This window comes from Nocardiopsis endophytica (assembly GCF_027706725.1).
In the GTDB taxonomy this organism is placed as follows: domain Bacteria; phylum Actinomycetota; class Actinomycetes; order Streptosporangiales; family Streptosporangiaceae; genus Nocardiopsis_A; species Nocardiopsis_A endophytica.
Window position 1 is genome coordinate 1 of sequence record NZ_JAQFWQ010000034.1, and the last position, 19,371, is coordinate 19,371.

13 protein-coding genes are annotated in these 19,371 nt (G+C 74.7%); 6 read left to right on the forward strand and 7 right to left on the reverse strand.

Annotated features, from left to right (window positions below; translation table 11 throughout):
- Positions 1–349 precede the first annotated feature (349 nt).
- Both O4J56_RS13640 and dxr read right to left on the reverse strand, forming a co-directional pair.
- A complete protein-coding gene (locus O4J56_RS13640) occupies positions 350–1,702 on the reverse strand; it encodes a M50 family metallopeptidase (RefSeq protein ID WP_270686133.1) in 1,353 nt (450 codons plus the stop codon).
- A 10-nt stretch (positions 1,703–1,712) separates the two neighbouring features.
- A complete protein-coding gene (gene dxr / locus O4J56_RS13645; RefSeq protein WP_270686134.1) occupies positions 1,713–2,987 on the reverse strand; it encodes a 1-deoxy-D-xylulose-5-phosphate reductoisomerase in 1,275 nt (424 codons plus the stop codon).
- Positions 2,988–3,259: 272 nt separating this feature from the next.
- Between dxr and O4J56_RS13650 the strand changes: the two genes are divergently transcribed.
- Together O4J56_RS13650 and O4J56_RS13655 are read left to right on the forward strand one after the other, a co-directional pair.
- The gene (locus O4J56_RS13650; RefSeq protein WP_270686135.1) at positions 3,260–4,882 is read left to right on the forward strand and encodes a CocE/NonD family hydrolase; all 1,623 of its coding nucleotides are present in this window, start codon (positions 3,260–3,262) and stop codon (positions 4,880–4,882) included.
- Between the two features lie 140 nt (positions 4,883–5,022).
- A complete protein-coding gene (locus tag O4J56_RS13655) occupies positions 5,023–5,997 on the forward strand; it encodes a trypsin-like serine peptidase (protein WP_270686136.1) in 975 nt (324 codons plus the stop codon).
- Positions 5,998–6,106: 109 nt separating this feature from the next.
- On the opposite strand, the gene O4J56_RS13660 is transcribed toward O4J56_RS13655, so the two are convergent.
- The 3 genes from O4J56_RS13660 to O4J56_RS13670 form a co-directional block, all read right to left on the reverse strand.
- Complete coding sequence (locus O4J56_RS13660) at positions 6,107–7,564, reverse strand: sodium/glutamate symporter (RefSeq protein ID WP_270686137.1); 1,458 nt, start codon at positions 7,562–7,564, stop codon at positions 6,107–6,109.
- Between the two features lie 392 nt (positions 7,565–7,956).
- Positions 7,957–9,381: an aldehyde dehydrogenase family protein gene (locus O4J56_RS13665; RefSeq protein ID WP_270686138.1), complete on the reverse strand. Its 1,425-nt coding sequence runs from the start codon at positions 9,379–9,381 to the stop codon at positions 7,957–7,959.
- 125 nt (positions 9,382–9,506) lie between these two features.
- A complete protein-coding gene (locus O4J56_RS13670; RefSeq protein ID WP_270686139.1) occupies positions 9,507–10,895 on the reverse strand; it encodes a cytochrome P450 family protein in 1,389 nt (462 codons plus the stop codon).
- Between the two features lie 290 nt (positions 10,896–11,185).
- Here O4J56_RS13670 and dacB point away from each other — a divergent pair, with 290 nt between their 5' ends.
- From dacB to O4J56_RS13685, 3 genes are all read left to right on the forward strand, one after another.
- Positions 11,186–12,862: a D-alanyl-D-alanine carboxypeptidase/D-alanyl-D-alanine endopeptidase gene (gene dacB, locus O4J56_RS13675; RefSeq protein WP_270686140.1), complete on the forward strand. Its 1,677-nt coding sequence runs from the start codon at positions 11,186–11,188 to the stop codon at positions 12,860–12,862.
- A gap of 245 nt (positions 12,863–13,107) precedes the next feature.
- Entirely contained in the window at positions 13,108–14,883 is a 1,776-nt protein-coding gene (locus tag O4J56_RS13680) for a hypothetical protein (RefSeq protein WP_270686141.1), read from the forward strand.
- 20 nt (positions 14,884–14,903) lie between these two features.
- A complete protein-coding gene (locus O4J56_RS13685) occupies positions 14,904–15,851 on the forward strand; it encodes a 3-methyladenine DNA glycosylase (protein WP_270686142.1) in 948 nt (315 codons plus the stop codon).
- Between the two features lie 253 nt (positions 15,852–16,104).
- Here the strand turns inward: O4J56_RS13685 and O4J56_RS13690 are convergent, their stop codons facing one another.
- Together O4J56_RS13690 and O4J56_RS13695 are read right to left on the reverse strand one after the other, a co-directional pair.
- Complete coding sequence (locus O4J56_RS13690; RefSeq protein WP_270686143.1) at positions 16,105–16,755, reverse strand: response regulator transcription factor; 651 nt, start codon at positions 16,753–16,755, stop codon at positions 16,105–16,107.
- 50 nt (positions 16,756–16,805) lie between these two features.
- Positions 16,806–18,074 carry a sensor histidine kinase gene (locus O4J56_RS13695; RefSeq protein ID WP_270686144.1) on the reverse strand — a complete coding sequence of 423 codons (1,269 nt, stop codon included), beginning with the start codon at positions 18,072–18,074 and terminating at the stop codon, positions 16,806–16,808.
- A gap of 158 nt (positions 18,075–18,232) precedes the next feature.
- Here O4J56_RS13695 and O4J56_RS13700 point away from each other — a divergent pair, with 158 nt between their 5' ends.
- Positions 18,233–19,336 (forward strand): hypothetical protein, encoded by a 1,104-nt coding sequence (locus tag O4J56_RS13700; RefSeq protein ID WP_270686145.1) that lies wholly within the window; start codon positions 18,233–18,235, stop codon positions 19,334–19,336.
- Positions 19,337–19,371: the final 35 nt, after the last annotated feature.

Genomic DNA, 19,371 nt, shown 5'->3' on the forward strand with positions numbered 1-19,371 from the left:
TCTGCCGGGAGTGGCGCCGCTCCGCCAGTCGCAGCGGCGGGGTGGCGGGCATTCCAAGATCGACGGTCACGGTCTCACCTCGCGGGCCGCCGGGGTGGTCCGGCGGCTTCGGTTGAAAGTCGAAGGGCTGGGGGCGCCGCACCGGGCGCCGCGCAGGAGGCGGCCGGGCGCACCGGGACCGGGGGGACCCCCGGTTCTGGGAGAGCGGTGGCGCCGCCGTCCGCATGCGCTGACTAGGCTACCCTCCCCCGCGCGGGTGCGGGGCCACGGCGGCCGGGAGGCCGCGCGCCCGCCGCCCTCCGGTCACCCGCGCGTCACCCGGGGAGGCGCCCCCGGCGGCGTCACCGCGTCACTGCGTCACGCGCAGCGGGTTGACCACGTCGGCGATCAGCAGCATGGCGCTGAACACCAGGAAGCAGGCCACGACGACGTAGGCCACCGGCATCAGCTTGGCGACGTCGAAGGGGCCCGGGTCGGGGCGCTTGAACACCTTGGCGAAGGCGCGGCGCACCGACTCCCACAGGGCGCCGAGGATGTGCCCGCCGTCCAGCGGCAGGATCGGCAGCATGTTGAAGGCGAACAGGAAGAGGTTCACCCCGGCCAGCAGGTTGATCAGGAAGGACGCCCGCTCGACCAGCGGGATGGGCTGGGACAGCACCTCGCCGCCGATGCGGGAGGCCCCGACGATGCCCACCGGCGAGTCCATGGTGCGCTCCTCGCCCAGGAACGCCGCCCGGAAGACGTCGTCGACCTTGGTGGGCAGGGCCACCAGCGCCTCGCCCACGCCGACGATGGTGTCGCCCATGAAGGCGGCGGTCTCGCCCGGGCCCAGCGCCGTGCGCTCGTTCTGGAAGGTGATCCCCAGGAAGGCGGCCTTCTCGGTGTCGGGGATGCGGTAGCCCTGGTCGTCGGTGAGCGGCTCGCCGTCGGGGCCGGTCTTGAACCGGATCTCGCCGTCGGCGTCGCGCGCCACCACCGTGTTCTCGATGAGGTCGGCCTCCAGCTCGACCTCCTCGCCGCCGCGCTCGACGGTGAACGCGGTGGGGCCGGGCGACTCCCGGATGAGCCGGTTGGCGTCGTTCCAGCCGGCCACCCGCTCCCCGCCGACGGCCACGATCACGTCGCCGGGGCGGAACCCGGCCGCGGCGGCGGGCGTGGTCGGCGCGTCCTCGGGGCAGGCCGTGTCGGTGGCGTCGGCGGGGATCACGCACTCGCTCACCGCGTTCACGGTGGTGGAGGGCTGCGGGACGCCGATGCCCATGAGCAGGACGGCGAACAGGCCGACGGCCAGCACGAGGTTCATCGCGGGCCCACCGAACATGACGATGATCCGCTTCCACGGCGCGCGCTGGTAGAACTGGCGGTCCTCGTCGCCCGGCTCCACCTCTACGCTGCTCGCCTCGCGCGCGTCCTCGATCATCGCGCGGATGCGGCCCATCGGGCGCCCGGAGACGTCCGGGGCGGCCGGCGGGATCATGCCGACCATGCGGACGTAGCCGCCCAGCGGCACCCACTTGACGCCGTACTCGGTGTCCCCGATGCGTCTGGACCACACGGTGGGCCCGAAGCCCACCATGTACTGGGTGCAGCGGATGCCGAACATCTTGGCCGTGCCCAGGTGGCCCAGCTCGTGCCAGGCGATGGAGAAGAGGAGTCCCAGGAAGAAAAGGACGATCCCCGCGATCGTGAGCACTGCGGTCATGTACCTCTCCTCAGGCTGCCCGGGCGATCAGCTCCCGGGCGCGGCTCCGTGCCCGTTCGTCGGCCGCGCGGACGTCGTCGGGGGTGAGTTCCTCCGGTTCGTCCGTGCCGTGACGCTCTGAGACTACCTGGGCCACGGTGTCCACGATGGCGGGGAAGGACAGCCGCCCGTTCAGGAAGGCGTCCACGGCCTCCTCGTTGGCGGCGTTGTAGACGGCCGGGGCGGTGCCCCCGGCGGCGCCGACGTCGCAGGCCAGCCGGACGGCGGGAAATGCGTCGTGGTCGAGCGGCTCGAAGGTCCAGCTCTGCGCGCGGGTCCAGTCCACGGGGGGCGCCGCCGCGCCGACCCGGTGCGGCCAGGACATCCCGTAGGCGATCGGGATGCGCATGCTGGGCGGGCTGGCCTGGGCGAGCGTGGAGCCGTCGGTGTACTCGACCATGGAGTGCACGATCGACTGGGGGTGCACGACCACCTCGATGCGCTCCAGCGGGACGTCGAAGAGCAGGTGCGCCTCGATCACCTCCAGGCCCTTGTTGACCAGGGTGGCCGAGTTCACCGTGATCACCGGCCCCATGCTCCAGGTGGGGTGGTTCAGCGCGTCCTGGGGGCCGACCCCGGCCAGCTCGGCGCGGCCGCGGCCGCGGAAGGGGCCGCCGCTGGCGGTGATGACCAGCCGGCGCACGTCCTCGACGCGGGCGTCGACCTGCCCGGTGGCCAGGGCGGTCAGCTCGGCGGCGGGCACCCGCGGGTAGCACTGGGCCAGGGCGAAGTGCTCGGAGTCGACCGGCACGATCTGCCCGGGCTGGGCGGCGGCGCGCACAAGCGGCCCACCGATGATCAGCGACTCCTTGTTGGCCAGCGCCAGCAGGCGCCCGGCGCGCAGCGCGGCCAGGGTGGACTCCAGCCCCAGGGCCCCGGTGATGCCGTTGAGCACCACGTCGCAGTCCCAGGAGGCGGCCTCGGCGACCCCCTCGGGACCGGCGAGCACCTTGGCGCCGCTGCCGCGCTCGGCGAGCAGCCGCGCCACCTCGGCGGCGCGCCCGGCGTCGGCGACGGCGACGGCCTCGGCGCCGGTCTCGGCCGCCTGGTCGGCCAGCAGTGCGGCGCGGCCGCCCCCGGCGGCCAGCGCCCGCACCCGGAAGCGGCCCGGGTTCGCGCGCACGACCTCCATGGCCTGCGTTCCGATGGAGCCGGTGGAGCCGAGGAGGACGACCTCGCGGGTATCGGCGGGCCGGGAGCTCTGCAGGAGTCGTTCAGCGATTCGCACCCGGCCATTGTCGCGCATCGGGCGGGTGTCCACGGGGTACACGGCGCGACTGATCAGGTCCGGGCGGCGGCCCCCTTTACATCCACCCCCGTCGCGTCTAAGTTACCGGCCATGTAAGTTACCTCACAGTAGACTCCCGGTCCGCCGCCCCCGGCGGACCCGGCCCCGACGGGGGTCCGGCCGCCTCTGCGGCCGGGCACGGCGCGACCCCGGACGGGCCCCGCGGCACCGCCGCCGCATCCCCCCGCACCCCCGCACGCGGCCCGCCGAGGGCCGGAAACGAGGACGCCATGCGCCGACTCCGCACACTGTGCACCGCCGTGCTCGCATCGCTACTCATGGTGACCCTGGCCGTACCCCCCGCCCACGCCGAGACGGGCGTCCGGGTCACCGACGAGACGATCCCCGGCCACGGCGGCATCGACCTCCCCGCGAAGGTGATCACCCCCACCGGCCACGACGGGCCCCGTCCGCTGCTGGTCATGCCGACCGCCTGGGCCACCAACAACCTCCTGTACGTGGGTGCCGCCAAGAGGCTCGCCTACGAGTCCGGGTACCAGGTCGTCACCTACACCTCCCGCGGCTTCTGGGACTCCGGCGGCGCGATCGAGGTCGCCGGCCCCGAGGACGTGGGCGACGCCCGCGCCGTCATCGACTGGGCCCTGGAGAACACCGACGCCGACCCCGACCGCATCGGCATGGCCGGGATCTCCTACGGAGCCGGGATCAGCCTGCTCACCGCCGCCGAGGACGACCGGGTCAGGGCCGTGGGGGCGATGAGCGGCTGGGCCGACCTCGCCGAGTCGATCTACTCCCACGAGACGATCAGCTACCAGGCGGTGGAGCTGCTGCTGAACTCCGCCCACCTGACCGGCACGCCCGGCGAGAAACTGCTGGAGATGGAGCGCGAGTACCGCAGGGGCAACGTCCAGCCCGCCCTGGACCTGGCCCCCGAGCGGTCGGTCTCCACCAAGGTGGACGCGATCAACGCCAACGGCACCGCGGTGATGATCGGCCACGCCTGGAACGACGGCATCTTCCCGCCCGGCCAGCTCACCGACTTCTACGGGGAGCTGACCGGGCCCAAGCGCCTGATGCTCTCGGCCGGCGACCACGCCACCCCCGAGGCCTTCGGCGCCGTCGGCCTGCCCAACGAGACCTGGTCGGAGCTGGCCCGCTGGTTCGACCACCACCTCAAGGGCGCCGACAACGGCGTGGACGCCGAGGACCCGGTGCGGGTCAAGCCCAACAACGGCCGCGGCGGCTGGGCGTCCTTCCCCGACTGGGAGTCGGTCTCCGACGGCTCGCTCGACTACGGGCTGGGCGAGCCGGTTCGCTCCTGGGACAACTGGCAGTCCACCGGCGGGCTCGGCGAGGGGCCCGAGACCGGCTGGAGCTACGGCGTGGGCGCCGGGCGCGGGACCGTCGCCGAGAGCGGGACGCTGCTGCTCAGCGGCGCGCTCCAGCAGTTCGCCGACATCCCCACCGGGGTGTCCCTGCCGCTGGTGAACCGGTCCTACGCCGGGGTGTGGACCGGGCCGCGGCTGCCCGACGGCGCCCGGGTGAGCGGGTCGCCGGAGGTGGACCTGGTGGTCACCCCCACCGCCGCCGACCAGTCGCTGTACTTCTACCTGTACGCGGTGGACCGCTACGGCTCCGGTTCGCTGATCACCCACGAGCCCTACACGCTGCGCGGCGCCGAGCCCGGCGAGCCGGTCGAGGTGGGCCTGCGGATGGAGCCGGTGGTCTGGGACGTCGCCCCCGGGCAGCGACTGGCCCTGGTGGTGGACACCGAGGACTCCCGCTACACCGACTCGGGCGACCGCGGCGAGCGGGTGGAGTTCGGCTCCACCGAGGAGGCTCCGGCCGCGCTGTCGGTGCCCACCGGCCCGGCCCCCGGCGGCCGGGCCTGACGGCCGCGTCCTCGGCCTGAGGAACGGGGCCCAGTCGGCGCGCGCCGACCGGGCCCCGATTTTCGGCCCGACACTCCGCGACACGTCGTCCAACCGAAAGTGGGCACACGATCACCCTCCGTGTGGCATGATCGCGTCCCATGACACCGTCCCTCCTGCACGCTCTCGTCGCGCCCCTGGTCGCGGCCGCCGTGGCCGCGGGCGCCACGGGTGCCTCCGCCGCAACCGATCCGGTCGGCCCCGCACCCGCCCCGGGCGGCCCCGGCGCCGTCCGCCACACCTCCTCCGAGGAGCCCTCCTCGGTGCTGGACTACTGGACCGATGAGCGGATGGCCGCCGCCCGCCCGATCGGGCGGCTGCTCGGCGGCGCCGCCGGCGGGCTGCTCGACGCGCCGCCCGGATACGGCGCGACCGGCCGGGAGCACCAGGCCGACGACGGCACCGCGCCCGAGTGGACCGGCGGAGGCGCCGTCACCCGCACCACCGGGCGGGTCTTCCTGAGCATGGACGGGCGCGACTTCACGTGCACCGCGTCGGTCGTGCGCTCCCGCAACGCCTCCACGGTGGTCACCGCGGGCCACTGCATCAAGGACGGCACCGGGGCGTGGGCGTCCAAGTGGGTGTTCGTTCCGGGCTACGACGACGGCGAGGAGCCCTACGGGCGCTACACCGCCCGGGAGATGCTGGTGACGCCCGAGTGGGCGCGGCGCACCGACGACAGCCGCGACTTCGGGGCCGCCGTGCTGCGCGAAGGCGACGGCGGGCCGGTGCAGGAGGCCACCGGTGCCCAGCGCATCTCCTTCTCGGGCGACCACACCGGGCCGGTGCGGTCCTTCGGCTACCCGGCCCGCTCGCCCTACGACGGCCGGACGCTGCGCACCTGCAGCGGCCCCACCCACCCGGACCGGGGCGGCACCAGCGCGCGCGGCATGTCCTGCGACATGACCGAGGGCTCCAGCGGCGGGCCGTGGTTCGCCGGGTTCGACTCCGGGTCCGGCCGCGGCACCGTGGTGTCCGTGGTCAGCTTCAAGTACGCCTCGGACGCGGACACCCAGTACGGCCCGGTCCTGGGCTCCTCCGAGCGCCGCGTCTTCGACGAGGCCCAGAACGCCTGACTCCTGCGCCCCGCGGGACGGCGGGAACGCGTCGAGGGGGGAGGGGCGCCGTCGCCCCTCCCCCCTCGCGCCGTGCGGCCGGTCGTGACGGCCGGCCGGTCGGCCCCGGCTAGGACTCGACCGAAGCGCTCTCCTGGGCCGGGGCGGCGGCCCCGGCCCTGCGCTTGCGTCCGAACACGAACAGGCCCATGTACAGGCTGATCGCCAGGCCCACCGCCATGATGATCAGGAACGGCACCGCGCCCACGTGCGGGCTGATGATCAGCGGAATGGCCGCCGCGGTCACCAGGCCTCCGCCGAAGAACGGCTCGAACACCAGCTGCTTGTAGCCGAAGGCCGGGTAGGCGGGGGTCTTCAGCTCCGGGTCGACGATGCGCATGAGCACCAGGCCGGTGGCGGTGACGCCGAGGGACTGGCCGAAGTCGCCGATGCCGCGCTCGAACCAGTGCGAGGGCATCATCCGCGGGGCCAGGAACAGGAAGGCGCCGACCACCCACAGGATGCCGGCCGCCGCCAGCAGCAGGAACGGCAGCAGGTTCTCGGCGAGCACCTGCAGGGACAGGGTGGCCATGGCCGAGATGATGAGCATGTCCAGGGAGAAGCCCTGCACGCGCTCGATCATCATGGAGTCGACGATCGCGTTCTTGTCGAAGCGGTCGATGAGGATCTGCAGCAGGATGCCGCCGATCATGGCCAGCGGGAACAGCGGCACGTACTCGAAGATCTCGATGGTGTCGGCCCACAGCGCCTGCTCCACGGCCTGCATCCCGGACAGGATCAGCTGGCCGATGAGCACCGCGATGGCGATCAGGCCGAAGTGCAGCGCCAGCGGGTCCAGCGAGGAGGGGTGCACGGTCAGCATCGCGCCGGGGCCCCGCTTCTCGCCGACCAGGAGCCCGGCCTGCTCGGCGTCGGAGATCTCGGCCTTGGAGTCGAGCACGACGGTCTTGCGGCGCCGCACGCCCCAGTTGATCAGGGCGATGCCCAGCAGGATCCCGGCGAGCAGGCCGACGGTGGCCATGCCCACGGCCAGGTCCTGGCCCTCGGGGAACCCGGCCTTGTCGAAGGTGTCGCCGAGCCCGGCCGCGGTGCCGTGGCCGCCGACGAACCCGATCTCGATGAGCGCGCCGGTCAGCGCGGGCAGGTTGAAGACCGGGACCAGCACCAGCAGGGCGAGCAGCAGTCCGATGACGTACTGGCCGGTGCTCAGGGTCAGGCCGAAGGCCAGCTGCGGCCCGGCCAGCCGGGCGGCGTCCTTGAACCTCGGCAGCGGCTTGCCCAGGAACAGCCCGGCGAAGACCACCGAGATGAGCAGGCCCGGGAGCGCGGACCACACCTCGTACACGCCGGCCCCGAAGAGCCCTCCCTCGGTGAAGGAGTCGACGTCGACCAGGGTCATGGCGCGGCCGAAGATGTCCGGTCCCAGGAGCAGCGCGATGCCGCCCCCGATGATCGAGCTCGGCAGGAACAGCTTCTGCGTGAGCTTCCACTTGACCCGGACGAGCTTGGCGACCAGCAGCAACACCCCCAGGAGGAGGAGCGCGAGGCCAATGGTGTCGGGGGACATCTCTTACCTCTCCGTTGAAGCATGAGCGCACCCTCGGGGCGGGAGCGCACCGCGGAGCGGGCCTCGGTCGGGAGGCGGTACTCCGGGGCGCGCCCCCGTCGTCGGGCGCCGTGGCCGTACGGGCGCCGGGCCGCACCGGGCCCGCGCCGGGGCGCTCCGCACCGCGACGCGGCCGGGAATGCACCCAAAAAGCACTCAGACCGGTATAAACCCGGCCTAAGTGATCGTCAACGGAAAGTGTGCCATCGTCCCGATACCGCTAGGTAACCCCCGGGACACCGGACGGGGCGGCGCGCGGCGCCCCGGGGGACCGTCCAGGGGCCCCGTTCAGAAGCGGGTCCCCTGGTGTGCGGCGCTTCTCACGAGAGCCGCACCACTCCGTATGGCCCTGCTCACAGCTGCACGCCGGTGAGAACCATCACCCGCTCGTAGGTCAGGTCGTCCATCGCGGCGCGCACGCCCTCCTTGCCCACGCCGGACCTCTTGACCCCGCCGTAGGGCATCTGGTCGGCGCGGAAGGTCGGCACGTCGCCCACGACCACGCCGCCCACCTCCAGCTCCCGGTGGGCCCGGAAGGCGGTGGCGATGTCGGAGGTGAACACCCCGGCCTGCAGGCCGAAGTCGCTGTCGTTGACCGCGGCGAACGCCTCGTCGGTGCCCTCGACCCGCTGCAGCACCAGCACCGGGCCGAAGACCTCCTCGCGCACCACCTTGGCGTCGGCGGGGACCTCGGCGAGCACGGTCGGCTCCACCGTCACCCCGTCGCGGCCGCCCCCGGTGAGCACCTCGGCCCCGGCCCGCTCGGCCTCGGCGATCCAGCCGTGCACCCGCTCGGCCGCGGCCTCGTCGATCATCGGGCCGACCTGGGTGGCCGGGTCGGCGGGGTCGCCGGTGCCCAGCTCGCCGACGCGCTCGACCAGGCGGGAGGCGAAGTCGTCGTAGACCCGCGCGTCCACCACCACGCGCTGCACCCCGATGCACACCTGCCCGGCCTGGTTGTTGCCGAACAGGGCGATGCGGCGCGCGGCGTGGTCCAGGTCGGCGTCGGCCAGCACCACGGCCGCGGCGTTGCCGCCCAGCTCCAGGGTGACGTGCTTGTGCGGGGCCCGGCGCTGCAGCTCCCAGCCGAACTGGCCGCCGGTGAAGGAGATGACCGGCAGCCGCGGGTCGGTGATCAGGCCCGACGCGCGCTCGTTGGGCATGGGCAGCACGGAGAACGCCCCGCGCGGCAGGTCGGTCTCGGCCAGCACCTCGCCGAGCAGCAGCGCGGTGAGCGGGGTGCCCGGGGCGGGCTTGAGGATGATCGGCGCGCCGACCGCCAGCGCCGGGGCCACCTTGTGGGCGACCAGGTTGAGCGGGAAGTTGAACGGGGCGATGCCCAGGACCGGGCCCTTGGGGACGCGGCGCACCAGGGCGACGCGCCCGGTGCCGCCGGGGTCGGTGTCCAGGCGCTGCAGCTCGCCGCTGTCGCGCCGGGCCTCCTCGGCGGCCAGCCGGAAGACGGACACGGCCCGCCCGGCCTCGGCGCGCGACCAGGCGATGGGCTTGGCGCTCTCGGCGGTGATCAGCGCGGCGAACTCCTCGGCGCGCTCCTCGATGCGCCGCGAGACGTGCATGAGCGCCTCGGCGCGCGCGTGCGCCGGGAGCGCGGCGAGTCCGGCCGCGGCGGCGTCGGCCGCCGCGACCGCCTGCTCGATCTGCTCGGGCGAGGGCACGGCGGCGGACCCCGCGCTCCCACCGGTGTAGGGGTTGGTCACCTGGATCTCGGAGTCGCCGGTCGCGGCTTCCCCGGCCAGCCAGAACGGACGCGTAGACATGCCCGAGACGCTAGTGCCCCGGGCGGTGTGCGGCGTTGTCCGCATTGGCCAGACGGCCGGGGCCCGTTTGGCCATTCCGGCGCGGATGTCCGGTCCTGCGGTCGCGCGTGGGCCCTTTGGACCCTTCAGCCCCTCCGGCGCGCGCGTCGGCCGCTCCCCTGCCACCAGCGCAGCACCCGCACCAGCAGCGGGTCGGAGCCCTCCTCCCGCTCCGGGCCCGAGGACGGCGCGGTGGCCGCGGGCGCGGGCTCGGGATCGGGCAGCGGCTCGGCGGGCTCGAACTCCACCGGAAGCGCGGCCGGGCCCCGGTAGAACAGCGACGGCGCCCACCACAGCTCCTCGGGGGGCAGCGCCAGGCGCAGCCCGCCCAGCCGGGCGCGCAGCCGCTCCACCCCGATCTCCACGATCCGCTCGGCCACCGCCCGCGCCGGGCAGCGGTGCTCCCCGGCGCCCCAGATCAGGTGCGCCCGGTTGTGCCCGGAGGGGACGGCGCCCTCGTCCTGGTGCCCGCGCCGCAGCCGCGGGTCGGCGTGCGCGGCGGCCAGCCCGAACGCCAGCGGCTCGCCCTCGGCCACCCGGGTGCCGCCGACCACCGCCGGGCGGGTGGCGTAGCGGGCGGGCAGCACCTGCACCGGCGGCACCGTCCAGACCACGTGGTCGACGACCTCGTCGAGCAGCAGCCCGCCTCCAGCGAAGTCGCGGGCCAGGTCCTCGTCGGAGAGCAGCTCGCGCAGCACGTTGCCGAGCAGGTTGGCGGTGGGCAGGTGGGCGGCGGCCGCCATGGTCACCAGCTGGTCGGCGGTCTCCTGGCCGGTCGGGCCCGAGGCGTGGCCCAGCATCCAGCTGGTGATGTCCTCCCCCGGCTCGGCGCGCTTGTGCTGGACCAGCCCGGCGAAGTAGTCGCGCAGGCGCGCGCCGGCCTCGGCCGACCGGTCGCCGTCGTGCCCCCACATGGCGGTGGTCAGGTCGCCCAGGGCGTAGCCGAAGGCGTCGTCCAGGCCGAAGAGGCGGTTGAGCACCATGGACGGCAGCAGAGTGCAGTAGTCGGCCATCAGGTCGGCGCCGCCCTGGGCGCAGAAGTCGTCGATGAGGCGGTCGGCGGCCCGGGTGATGTCGGCGCGCACCCGGGTGTCGCTCAGCCGGGCCAGCGCGTCGGTGAGCGGGGCGATGAGGCGGGCGTGCTCGGCGCCGTCGGCGTACAGGGCGCTGCCGCTGTAGCCCATGCCGATGGGCAGGTCGTCGCCGGGCGAGCGCTTGCCGTCGCGCACGTCGCACCAGCGGCGGGTGTCCCGGGAGAAGCCGCCCCAGTCCCGCATGACCTCCAGGTTCTCCTCGTACCCCAGGAGCAGCCACACCGGCAGGCCGGGCTGCAGCTCGACCGGGGCCACCTGGCCGTAGCGTTCGCGCAGCGTCTCCCACACGCGCGCGACCTCGCCGTGCTCGGCGTACTTGTACAGCGGCACGGCGGCATCGTGCAGGGGGCATCCGGGTGCGGTGTCGGGGCGCTCGGTCACGGGTCCACTCGCAGACTGTCAGGGGGCGGTGACTGCGGTTCCACGAGGGTAGCGCCGCGCCCCGCGGGCCACCACCACCGTTCCCGCACCTTGTCGCGCCCGGGCACGGCGGCGGCGCCCGGCGGCGGCGCCCGGTTCCGGCCGCGCCTCTCGAACTCCGGGGGTGTGCCGGGGTAGCCTGCCTACGCACCGTCGCCCGGCCATCACCCGCGATCCCTGATCGCGCGTCGCCCTCCCGACCGACCTCTCCCCCACCCATCCCCCGTCGACCTGGAAGGGGCCCCGACCCGATGGCGATACTCCGACCCCGCGCGCTGCCGCGCGCCCGCCCCCTCGCGTACGCCTGCGCCGCGCCCCTCCTGGCCGCGGGCCTCGTCGCCGCGGCGGCCTCCCCCGCCGCCGCCGACGGCCCCGTGGACGACCTGCGCCGCGACATCGACGCCCTGCTGGAGGACCCTGCCCTGGAGGGGGCGGTGTCCGGGGTGGTGGTGCGCAGCGCCGACACCGGCGAGGAGCTGTACGGCCGCGAAGCGGACACCGCGCTGCTGCCCGCCTCCAACATGAAGCTGCTGACCTCGGCCGCGGCCCTGGAGGTGTTCGGCCCCGGCCACCGCTTCACCACGGGGGTGCGGGCCGACACCGCGCCGAACCGGGGCGGCGTGGTCCGCGGCGACCTGTACCTCGTCGGCGGGGCCGACCCCACGCTGACCGCGGACGCCTACGACGACCTGGCCGAAGAGGTGGCCGACGCCGGGGTCCGCAAGGTCACCGGGGACCTGGTCGCCGACGACACCCTCTTCGACGACGAGCGGCTGCACCCGGACTGGGAGGCCGACGACGAGCCGTACTACTACGCGGCGCAGATCTCCGCCCTGACCGTGGCCGCCAACGAGGACTACGACACCGGCGTCGTCACGGCCTCCGCCGAGCCCGGCGGCGCCGAAGGCGACCCCGTCGAGGTGGGCCTGGAGCCGATGGCCGACAACCTGGAGGTGCGCAACGAGGCCGCCACCGGCGCGCCGGACTCGGCGCCCTCGCTCACGGTCACGCGCGAGCCGGGCACCAACACCTTCACCTTCTCCGGCACACTCCCGGCCGGAGGCGAGGACTACGAGGCGCTGCGCACGGTCGACGACCCCACCGCGCACGCGGCGCACCTGTTCGCCGACGCCCTGGAGGACAACGGGGTCAAGGTGGTCGGCGGCGTCGGGCGCGGGGCCGCCCCCGAGGGCGCCGACGAGGTGGCCCACCGCTCCTCCGACGAGCTGGGCGACCTCCTGGTGCCCTTCATGAAGCTGTCCAACAACGGGCACGCCGAGATGCTGGTCAAGGCGATGGGGGCGGAGCGCGCGGGCTCCGGCTCCTGGAAGGCGGGCACCGCTGTGGTCGAGGAGGCCGCCGGGGACCTGGGGCTCGACACCTCCCTCTACGAGCAGGCGGACGGGTCGGGGCTGGCCCGCACCAACACGATGACCGCGAACGGGGTGGCCGACCTCCTGGAGGCTGCGCGCGGCGCGTCGTGGTGGCCCGAGTACGAGAACGCCCTGCCGCTGGCCGGGGCCGAGGACCGGATGGTCGGCGGGACGCTGCGGAACCGGATGCGCGACACGGCGGCCGAGGAGAACGTGCGGGCCAAGACCGGCACCCTGACCGGAGTGAGCGCGCTGTCGGGCTACGTGACCGGGGCGGACGGCGAGGAGCTGGTGTTCGTGGTGCTGAACAACGAGTACTCGGGGTCGGCGCCGCGCCACGTCCAGGATGCGATCGGCGTACGGCTGGCGGAGTTCTCCCGTGAGGGAACCCAGCGGATGGCGGACGGCGGCGCCCCGGAGGCCGCGCCCGCGGCGCTGGACGCCCCGGCGGCGGCGCTGGACGCCCCGGCGGCGGCGCTGGACGCCCCGGCGGCGGCCGGCGCACCGGCGGTGGGCCCCTCCGACCTGGAGTGCACCTGGGCCGGAACCTGCTGACACCGGACGCGCACGGCGGTGATCCCGACGAAAGTGCTGCCGTTCCGGCGGTTCTGCCGGCATGACCGTCGAGATCACCGCCGGCCTATCGGCCCTGTCCCGCGGCGTCCCGGATCGGGAGGGACGACTGGTGTGCGCGCTCCGGTTGGGCCAGAGTGGGGGACAGAGGCCCGAACACCGGCGCTTCGCAGGCCAGCGTCCGGCCCCCCGCGGGTCCGGCCCGACCGACCGGGAGAGAAGCAAGGGTGTCGCTCGTCTACCGCAGCATCGCCACCGTGGACCTGGACCGCGACATCACCGGCGAGGCCGCCGCCGCTCTCGCGGCCTGGCTGAGCCGCCGCGGTCCGGCCGGCGCGCGGGTGGACTTCTCCCGGTCGGGCTCCTATGAGCTCAGCAAGCGCTCCAGAGCCATGGTGGTGCGCCACGACAACCGCGAGGACCGGATCACCTTCCTCCGGCTCACCACCGAGTCGGACAAGGCCGACGGCCGCTGGCGCACCACCGCCACCATCGTCTCCGACCCCCAGCGCCTCCCCCACGGCTACAGCTGGGTGGACATGACCGCCGACCCCCGGCACGAGCTGTCCGGCACCGACCGGCTGGACATCGTGCCGCCCGACGCGGTGCGGCTGCTGCTGGAGCGGCTGCCCTGCCGGGACGGCGGGCAGCGGCTGGCCTCCGAGCCGGCCATCGTGCGCGGCCGCGACGCCGCCGCGGTCCAGGCGCTGGCCGACGCGATCGCCGACCCCGCCCGCCGCCTGGCCGTCGTCGTGTTCGGGCCCCCGGCCGACATGACCGTCGCGGCCTGGCGGGACGCCATGGCCGCGGTGCTGTCCCGCTCGGCCGGGATGTGCGCCGGGTACGTGCTCGACGCCGCCGCCCACGAGCGGCTGTCGGCGCTGCTCCCCCCGTCCGCGGACGTGCCCGCGGGCGGCGTGCGCACCTTCCTGCCCTGCGTCGACCCCGACGACTGGACCGACGCCCAGCGCCACCCCCGCATGTCGGCGCACACCCTGGACGCGGCCCGCGAGGGGGCGCGGGTGCGGCCGTGGGTGAGCAGGGCGCTGGCGCGGTCGGTGCGCGACACCGCGGTCGACTCGCCGCTGCCCGCCGAGCTGCGCGCCATCGATACCCTCCTCAACGAGGAGGAGCTCGACGCCTACCTGCGCGAGCAGGAGAACGGGGCGGCCGCCGCGCCGGTCGCCCCCGCCACCACCGGGCCGCACGGGACCGACCTCGTCCCGCTGCTCAAATCCCGGCTGGCCGACCAGGCCCGCGACGCCGAGCGGCTGCGCTCGGAGGCCAAGCGGCTCAGCGTGCGCAGCACCGAGCAGGCCAAGGAGCGCGAGCGGCTGGCGGCCGAGCTGGCCGACGCCACCGAGGAGCTGCACGACGCGCGGGCCGCCCTGCACGCGGTCACCGGGGAGCTGAAGTGGCTGCGCGAGCGGCTGCACGAGGAGGGGCTGCACCGGCTGGCCGTGGAGGAGCCCCCGCCGGACCGCCCTCTGGGGCCGCCGCGCACCGTGGAGGAGCTGCTGGAGCGGATCACCGACCGCAGCAACTTCCCGCACCTGTACTTCACCATCGAGGACCGCGACACCGTGCGGGAGCTGACCGGCAGCCGCAAGGAGAAGCTGTGGGTCACGCGCGCGTGGGAGGCGCTGCTGGCCCTGGACGACTACGCGCGCTACCAGCTGGCCAATCCGGGCTCGGGGCTGGGCTTCCACGACTACCTGAGGGAGCCGCCCAACGGCTACCGGGCGGTGCCGGTGAAGCGCCTGGCGTCCCGGGAGAGCGACACGGTGCGCAACCGGGACAAGCTCAGCGACAAGCGGGTGTTCAAGGTGCCCGAGGAGGTCTCCCCCACCCGCGAGGTGCCGATGTACGCGCACATCAAGCTGGACAGCGAGTACGGGATCTGCCCCCGCCTGTACTTCTACAGCGACCTCGGGCCGGGCACCACCAACCGCATCTACATCGGATACCTGGGGCGCCACCTGCCGGTTCAGGGCACCAACTGAGCGCTCGTACCCTCGGAGGCATGCAGACCCCGACGGAAGCGGGCACCCGCGCGCTCCCCGAGCAGGCGCCGCGCGTGCTGCCCGAGGAGGAGTGGCGCAGGCGCGAGGCCCGCCACCACGCGCGCGTGGACGCGCTCGTCTCCGCCCACCTGGAGCGCAGGGCGGCCGGTGTGAAGCACCCCGTCGAGGACTTCCTGTTCACCTACTACAGCCACAAGCCCGCGCAGCTCCGGCGCTGGCACCCGGGGGCAGGGGTGGCGCTCGCCGGAATGGACCCCGGAGGAGAGCGGTGGTACCGCGCCTCAGGGGAGGGCGGCGCCGCCGAGCTGGACGTCCCGGCGTTCCTGGAGAAGAAGGGCGCGACGGTCGCGTTCGTGCTACGGCTGCTGCGCGCCGTGCAGGGCCGCCCGGCCCACCTGGGGTGCTTCGGCCTGCACGAGTGGGCCATGGTGTACCGGCTGGGGCAGGAGCAGGTGCGGCACTCCGCGGTGCCGCTGCGCCTGGGGCGCGAGGGCACGGACGCGGTGGTGGAGTCGCACAGGATCACGTGCTCGCACTATGACGCGTTCCGGTTCTTCACCGACGAGGCGCGGCCCCTGAACCGGCTGCGGCCCACCCGGGAGGGCCAGGCCGACCTGGACCAGCCGGGGTGCCTGCACGCCAACATGGACCTGTACAAGTGGTCGTACAAGCTGTCCCCGCTGGTGCCGTCGGAGTTGGTCGCTGACTGCTTCGTGTTCGCCAAGGACATCCGGGTCCTGGACATGCGGGCGTCCCCGTACGACCTGGAGGCGCACGGGTACACCCCGGTCCGGATCGAGACGGCGGAGGGCAAGGCGGAGTACCTGGAGGCGCAGCGCTCCTTCGCCGAACGCGGCGCCGGGCTGCGGTCCCGCCTGCTGGAGGTGCTCGGAGCGGTCGAGCACCTGCTCCCGGAGGAGCCCCCCGGCGCGCCCCCTCGACGATGAACCCGACGGAGGTGCCCCATGGGGTCCTTCGACTTCGACACGGTAGGCCAGGAGCACTCGGACGGGGTGGCCTTCGGGTTGAACACCCGGCCCCGGCAGACGCCGGGGTGGGACACCCCGGCCCAGCGCCTGGCCGAGCCGGTCGTCCCGGGCCCCGCGCCCGGCCCGTGGTTGCACTCACCGGTCGACACCGCCGGCCGGAATGACGGCACCCTGTCGGGATCATCGCCGGGCCGCCCGTCCGGGCGGGCTCTCAGCCCTGCCCGGCGCGGACCAGGCCCGAGTCGTAGGCGGCGATCACCGCCTGCGTCCGGTCCCGCACGCCCAGCTTGGCCAGGATGTTGGAGACGTGGGTCTTCACCGTCTCCACGCCCACGAACGCCTCGGCCGCGATCTCGGCGTTCGACAGCCCCCGCGCCATCCGCTTCAACGTGTCGGCCTCGCGCTCGGTCAGCCCCGCGACCGCCCGCGCGGCCGGCCCCGCGCCGTCGGCGTGGACGGCCGCGAGGGACCGGATCGCCTCCGGGAACAGCAGCGAGTCGCCGGTGTGCACCACCCGCACCGCCGCCAGGATGTCCTCGGGCCTGCTGCGCTTGAGCAGGAAGCCCGCCGCGCCGGCCCGCAGGGCCCCGTAGACGTAGTCGTCGTTCTCGAAGGTGGTGACCACCAGGACCTTCGGCGGCCGGTCCCGGCGCACCAGCTCCGAGGTCGCCTGGATGCCGTCCAGGCGCGGCATGCGCACGTCCATGAGCACCACGTCCGGGCGGGTGCGCCGCACCAGGTCGAGGGCGGCGTCGCCGTCGTCCGCCTCGCCCGCCACCTCCATGTCGGGCTCGGCCCGTATGAGCGCGCTCAGCCCCGCCCGGACCAGCGCCTCGTCGTCGACCAGCGCAACCGAGATCATCGCCGTCCCGTCCCCCGTCCGTCCTCCGCCGCCCGGCCCTGCCCCGGCCGTCACCGGCCACTCTTCCACGGGATGTCCGCGACCAGCCGCCACACCCCGTCCTCGGCGCCCGCCCGCAGCTCGCCGCCCAGCAGGCGGACCCGCTCCCGGGCGCCCTCCAGCCCCCTGCCGCCTCCGCGGCGGCGCGGCCGGCGCGCGGTGCAGGGGTTGGCGACCTCCACGCGCACCGCGTCGTCGGAGGCGTCCACGCGCACCCGGACCGGGCCGCCCGTCCCGTGGCGCAGCGCGTTGGTGACCCCCTCCTGGCATATCCGGTAGAGCTCGCGCGCGACCACCGGCGGCACCTCCCCCACCGGGCCGCCGGCGGTGTACTCGGCCTCGGTCCCCGCCGCGCGGGCCGCCTCCACCAGGTGCGGGACGTCGGCCAGGGCGCGTTGCGGCGCCCGGTCGCCCGGGTTCTCGCGCAGCAGGCCGAGGACGTGGTCCAGCTCGGCCGTGGCGGTGCGCGCCTGCTCGGCGATGGCCTCCAGGGCGTCGCGGGCGAAGCCGGGGTCGCGGTCGATCACCCGGGAGGCCGCACCGGCCTGCAGCGCGACCACGGACAGGGCGTGGCCGATCGAGTCGTGCAGTTCGGCGGCCAGGCGGTTGCGCTCGCCGAGGTCGGCGGCGCGCGCCCGCACCGCGGCGAGCCGGTCGGCCGCCGAGGCGCCGAGGAGGGGGCGCGCCAGGCGGGCGGCGCCCGCGCCGATCAGCGCCACCGCGTAGATGAACAGCACCAGCAGCCCCGCGCCCGCGAAGGGGGCCGCCCACCGCTCGGCACCCGACGGGTTCCAGTCCACCAGGATGATGCGCTGGCCGAGGTCCGGCGCCTCGCCCAGGAGGGGGATCAGCGCGAGCGACGCCGCGTCGGTGAGCACCACCATGGTCGCGATGGACACGGCCAGCCCGGCCGCGAACAGCAGCGCCAGCCAGCAGGAGCCGCGGGCCCGGGTGCGCCAGTCGGCGCCCGCGAGCCGGGGCTCGTCGGCCAGCGGCCCGCCCAGCAGGCTGCGCGCGATCTGCGCCTGCACCGCGTGCACCCCGGGGACGAAGCCCGTCAGCCCGCCGAGGACCGCGGCCACGGCCGTCCCGATGAACCCCTCGGGGCCGAGGCCGCCCTGGTCCGCGGGCGTCGGCCCCCACGGCGTCACCAGGCTCATCAGGACCAGGACCGCGACGAAGAAGGGCATGAACAGCGCGCCGCCGAGCACCAGGTACACCCAGCGGGTGTAGGTGCGGGCGGAGGCGAGCGGCGCGGCGGCGGCGCGGAGTATCCCCACACCGTGATCGTTGCACGCGGCGGGGGACGGGCGCTTCCCTCGCCAGGGGGACGCGGTTCACCGCGCTGCGGGAGGCCCCGTGCGTGTTCTCCCGGGAGTGTCGGAGGTGGTCGGGGCACGGTGCGCCGGCCGGTGGACCACGGGACGGGGAGACGGCCATGGCGGTGGAGGCGCAGACGAGGAAGAGGGGCGCGGGGAGGTGGGCGTTCCCGGCGGCGCTGGCATGGTCGGCAGGGGTGGCGCTCCTGGCCCTGGCATGGGCGGCGGAGGTGCTCCCGCACCCGTTCTCCCGGGCGGGCGCGGTGAACATCGGGGCGGTGCTCAACGCGTTCGACCCGGTGGTGGGGTCGGCCTTCATGCTTGCGCTGGGGGCGCTCGGCACCGCCTGCGGGGCGGTGCTGGTCCGGGCCCCGGCCGGGGTGGCGGGGCGGGCGGCGTCCGTGACGGCGCTGCTCATCGCGGGGATGATCGTGCTGGTGCCGATGCAGGGCGCACTGCTGACCCTGCTGGGGTACACGCCGGTCGTCATCGTCGCGGGGTGGGCGATCCCCGGGCTCCCCTCGTCGTACGTGGAGTACGTGACGTCGGCGGAGAACCTGTTCCTGGTGTACTGCGCCCTGGGCGCGGTGTTGTGGGGCGTCAGCGGCCTGGTCGGGCTGCGGCTGCAGCGCGACGCCTGCACTTCGTGCGGACGGGCCGAGGGCCGCACCCGGGAGCACGAGGAGCGCGTCCGGGCGGCGGCGCTGCGCACCGGAAGGATCGCGGTGGCGGTGGCCGTGGCGTCGTCGCTGGTCTACCCGTCGATCCGCATCCCGTGGCTGTTCGGGTACTACCCCGGCCTGGGGGGCGAGGAGGGGTTCGCCCCCGACACCGGCACGCTGATCATCGGCATGGGGCTGGCCTCGGGCGCGATGGGCGGCGCGGTCCTGATGCTCGGTCTGGTGCAGCGGTGGGGCGTGCGCTTCCCCCGGTGGATGGTCGGCCTGGCGGGGCGGCGCGTGCCGGTGTCGCTGGCGGTGGTGCCCGCGACCCTGGTGGCACTGGCGCTGGTCTCGCTGGGCAAGGTGGTCCTGGCCGCGTGGCTGACGGGGCGGTTCTACACCGCGAGCGCGCCGGGCGGCGTGGACGCCGTGCACGAGGCGGCGTTCGGGTCGATGCTGGTCTGGGGCGCGGCCCTCGCGGTGGCGACCGGCGCCTACTGGATCCGCCGCCGCGCCGAGTGCACCACCTGCGGAGAGGGGTTCCCCGAGTCGTTCCGGTGAGCACGACCGGAACGCGGACGGGGGTGCGGCGACGC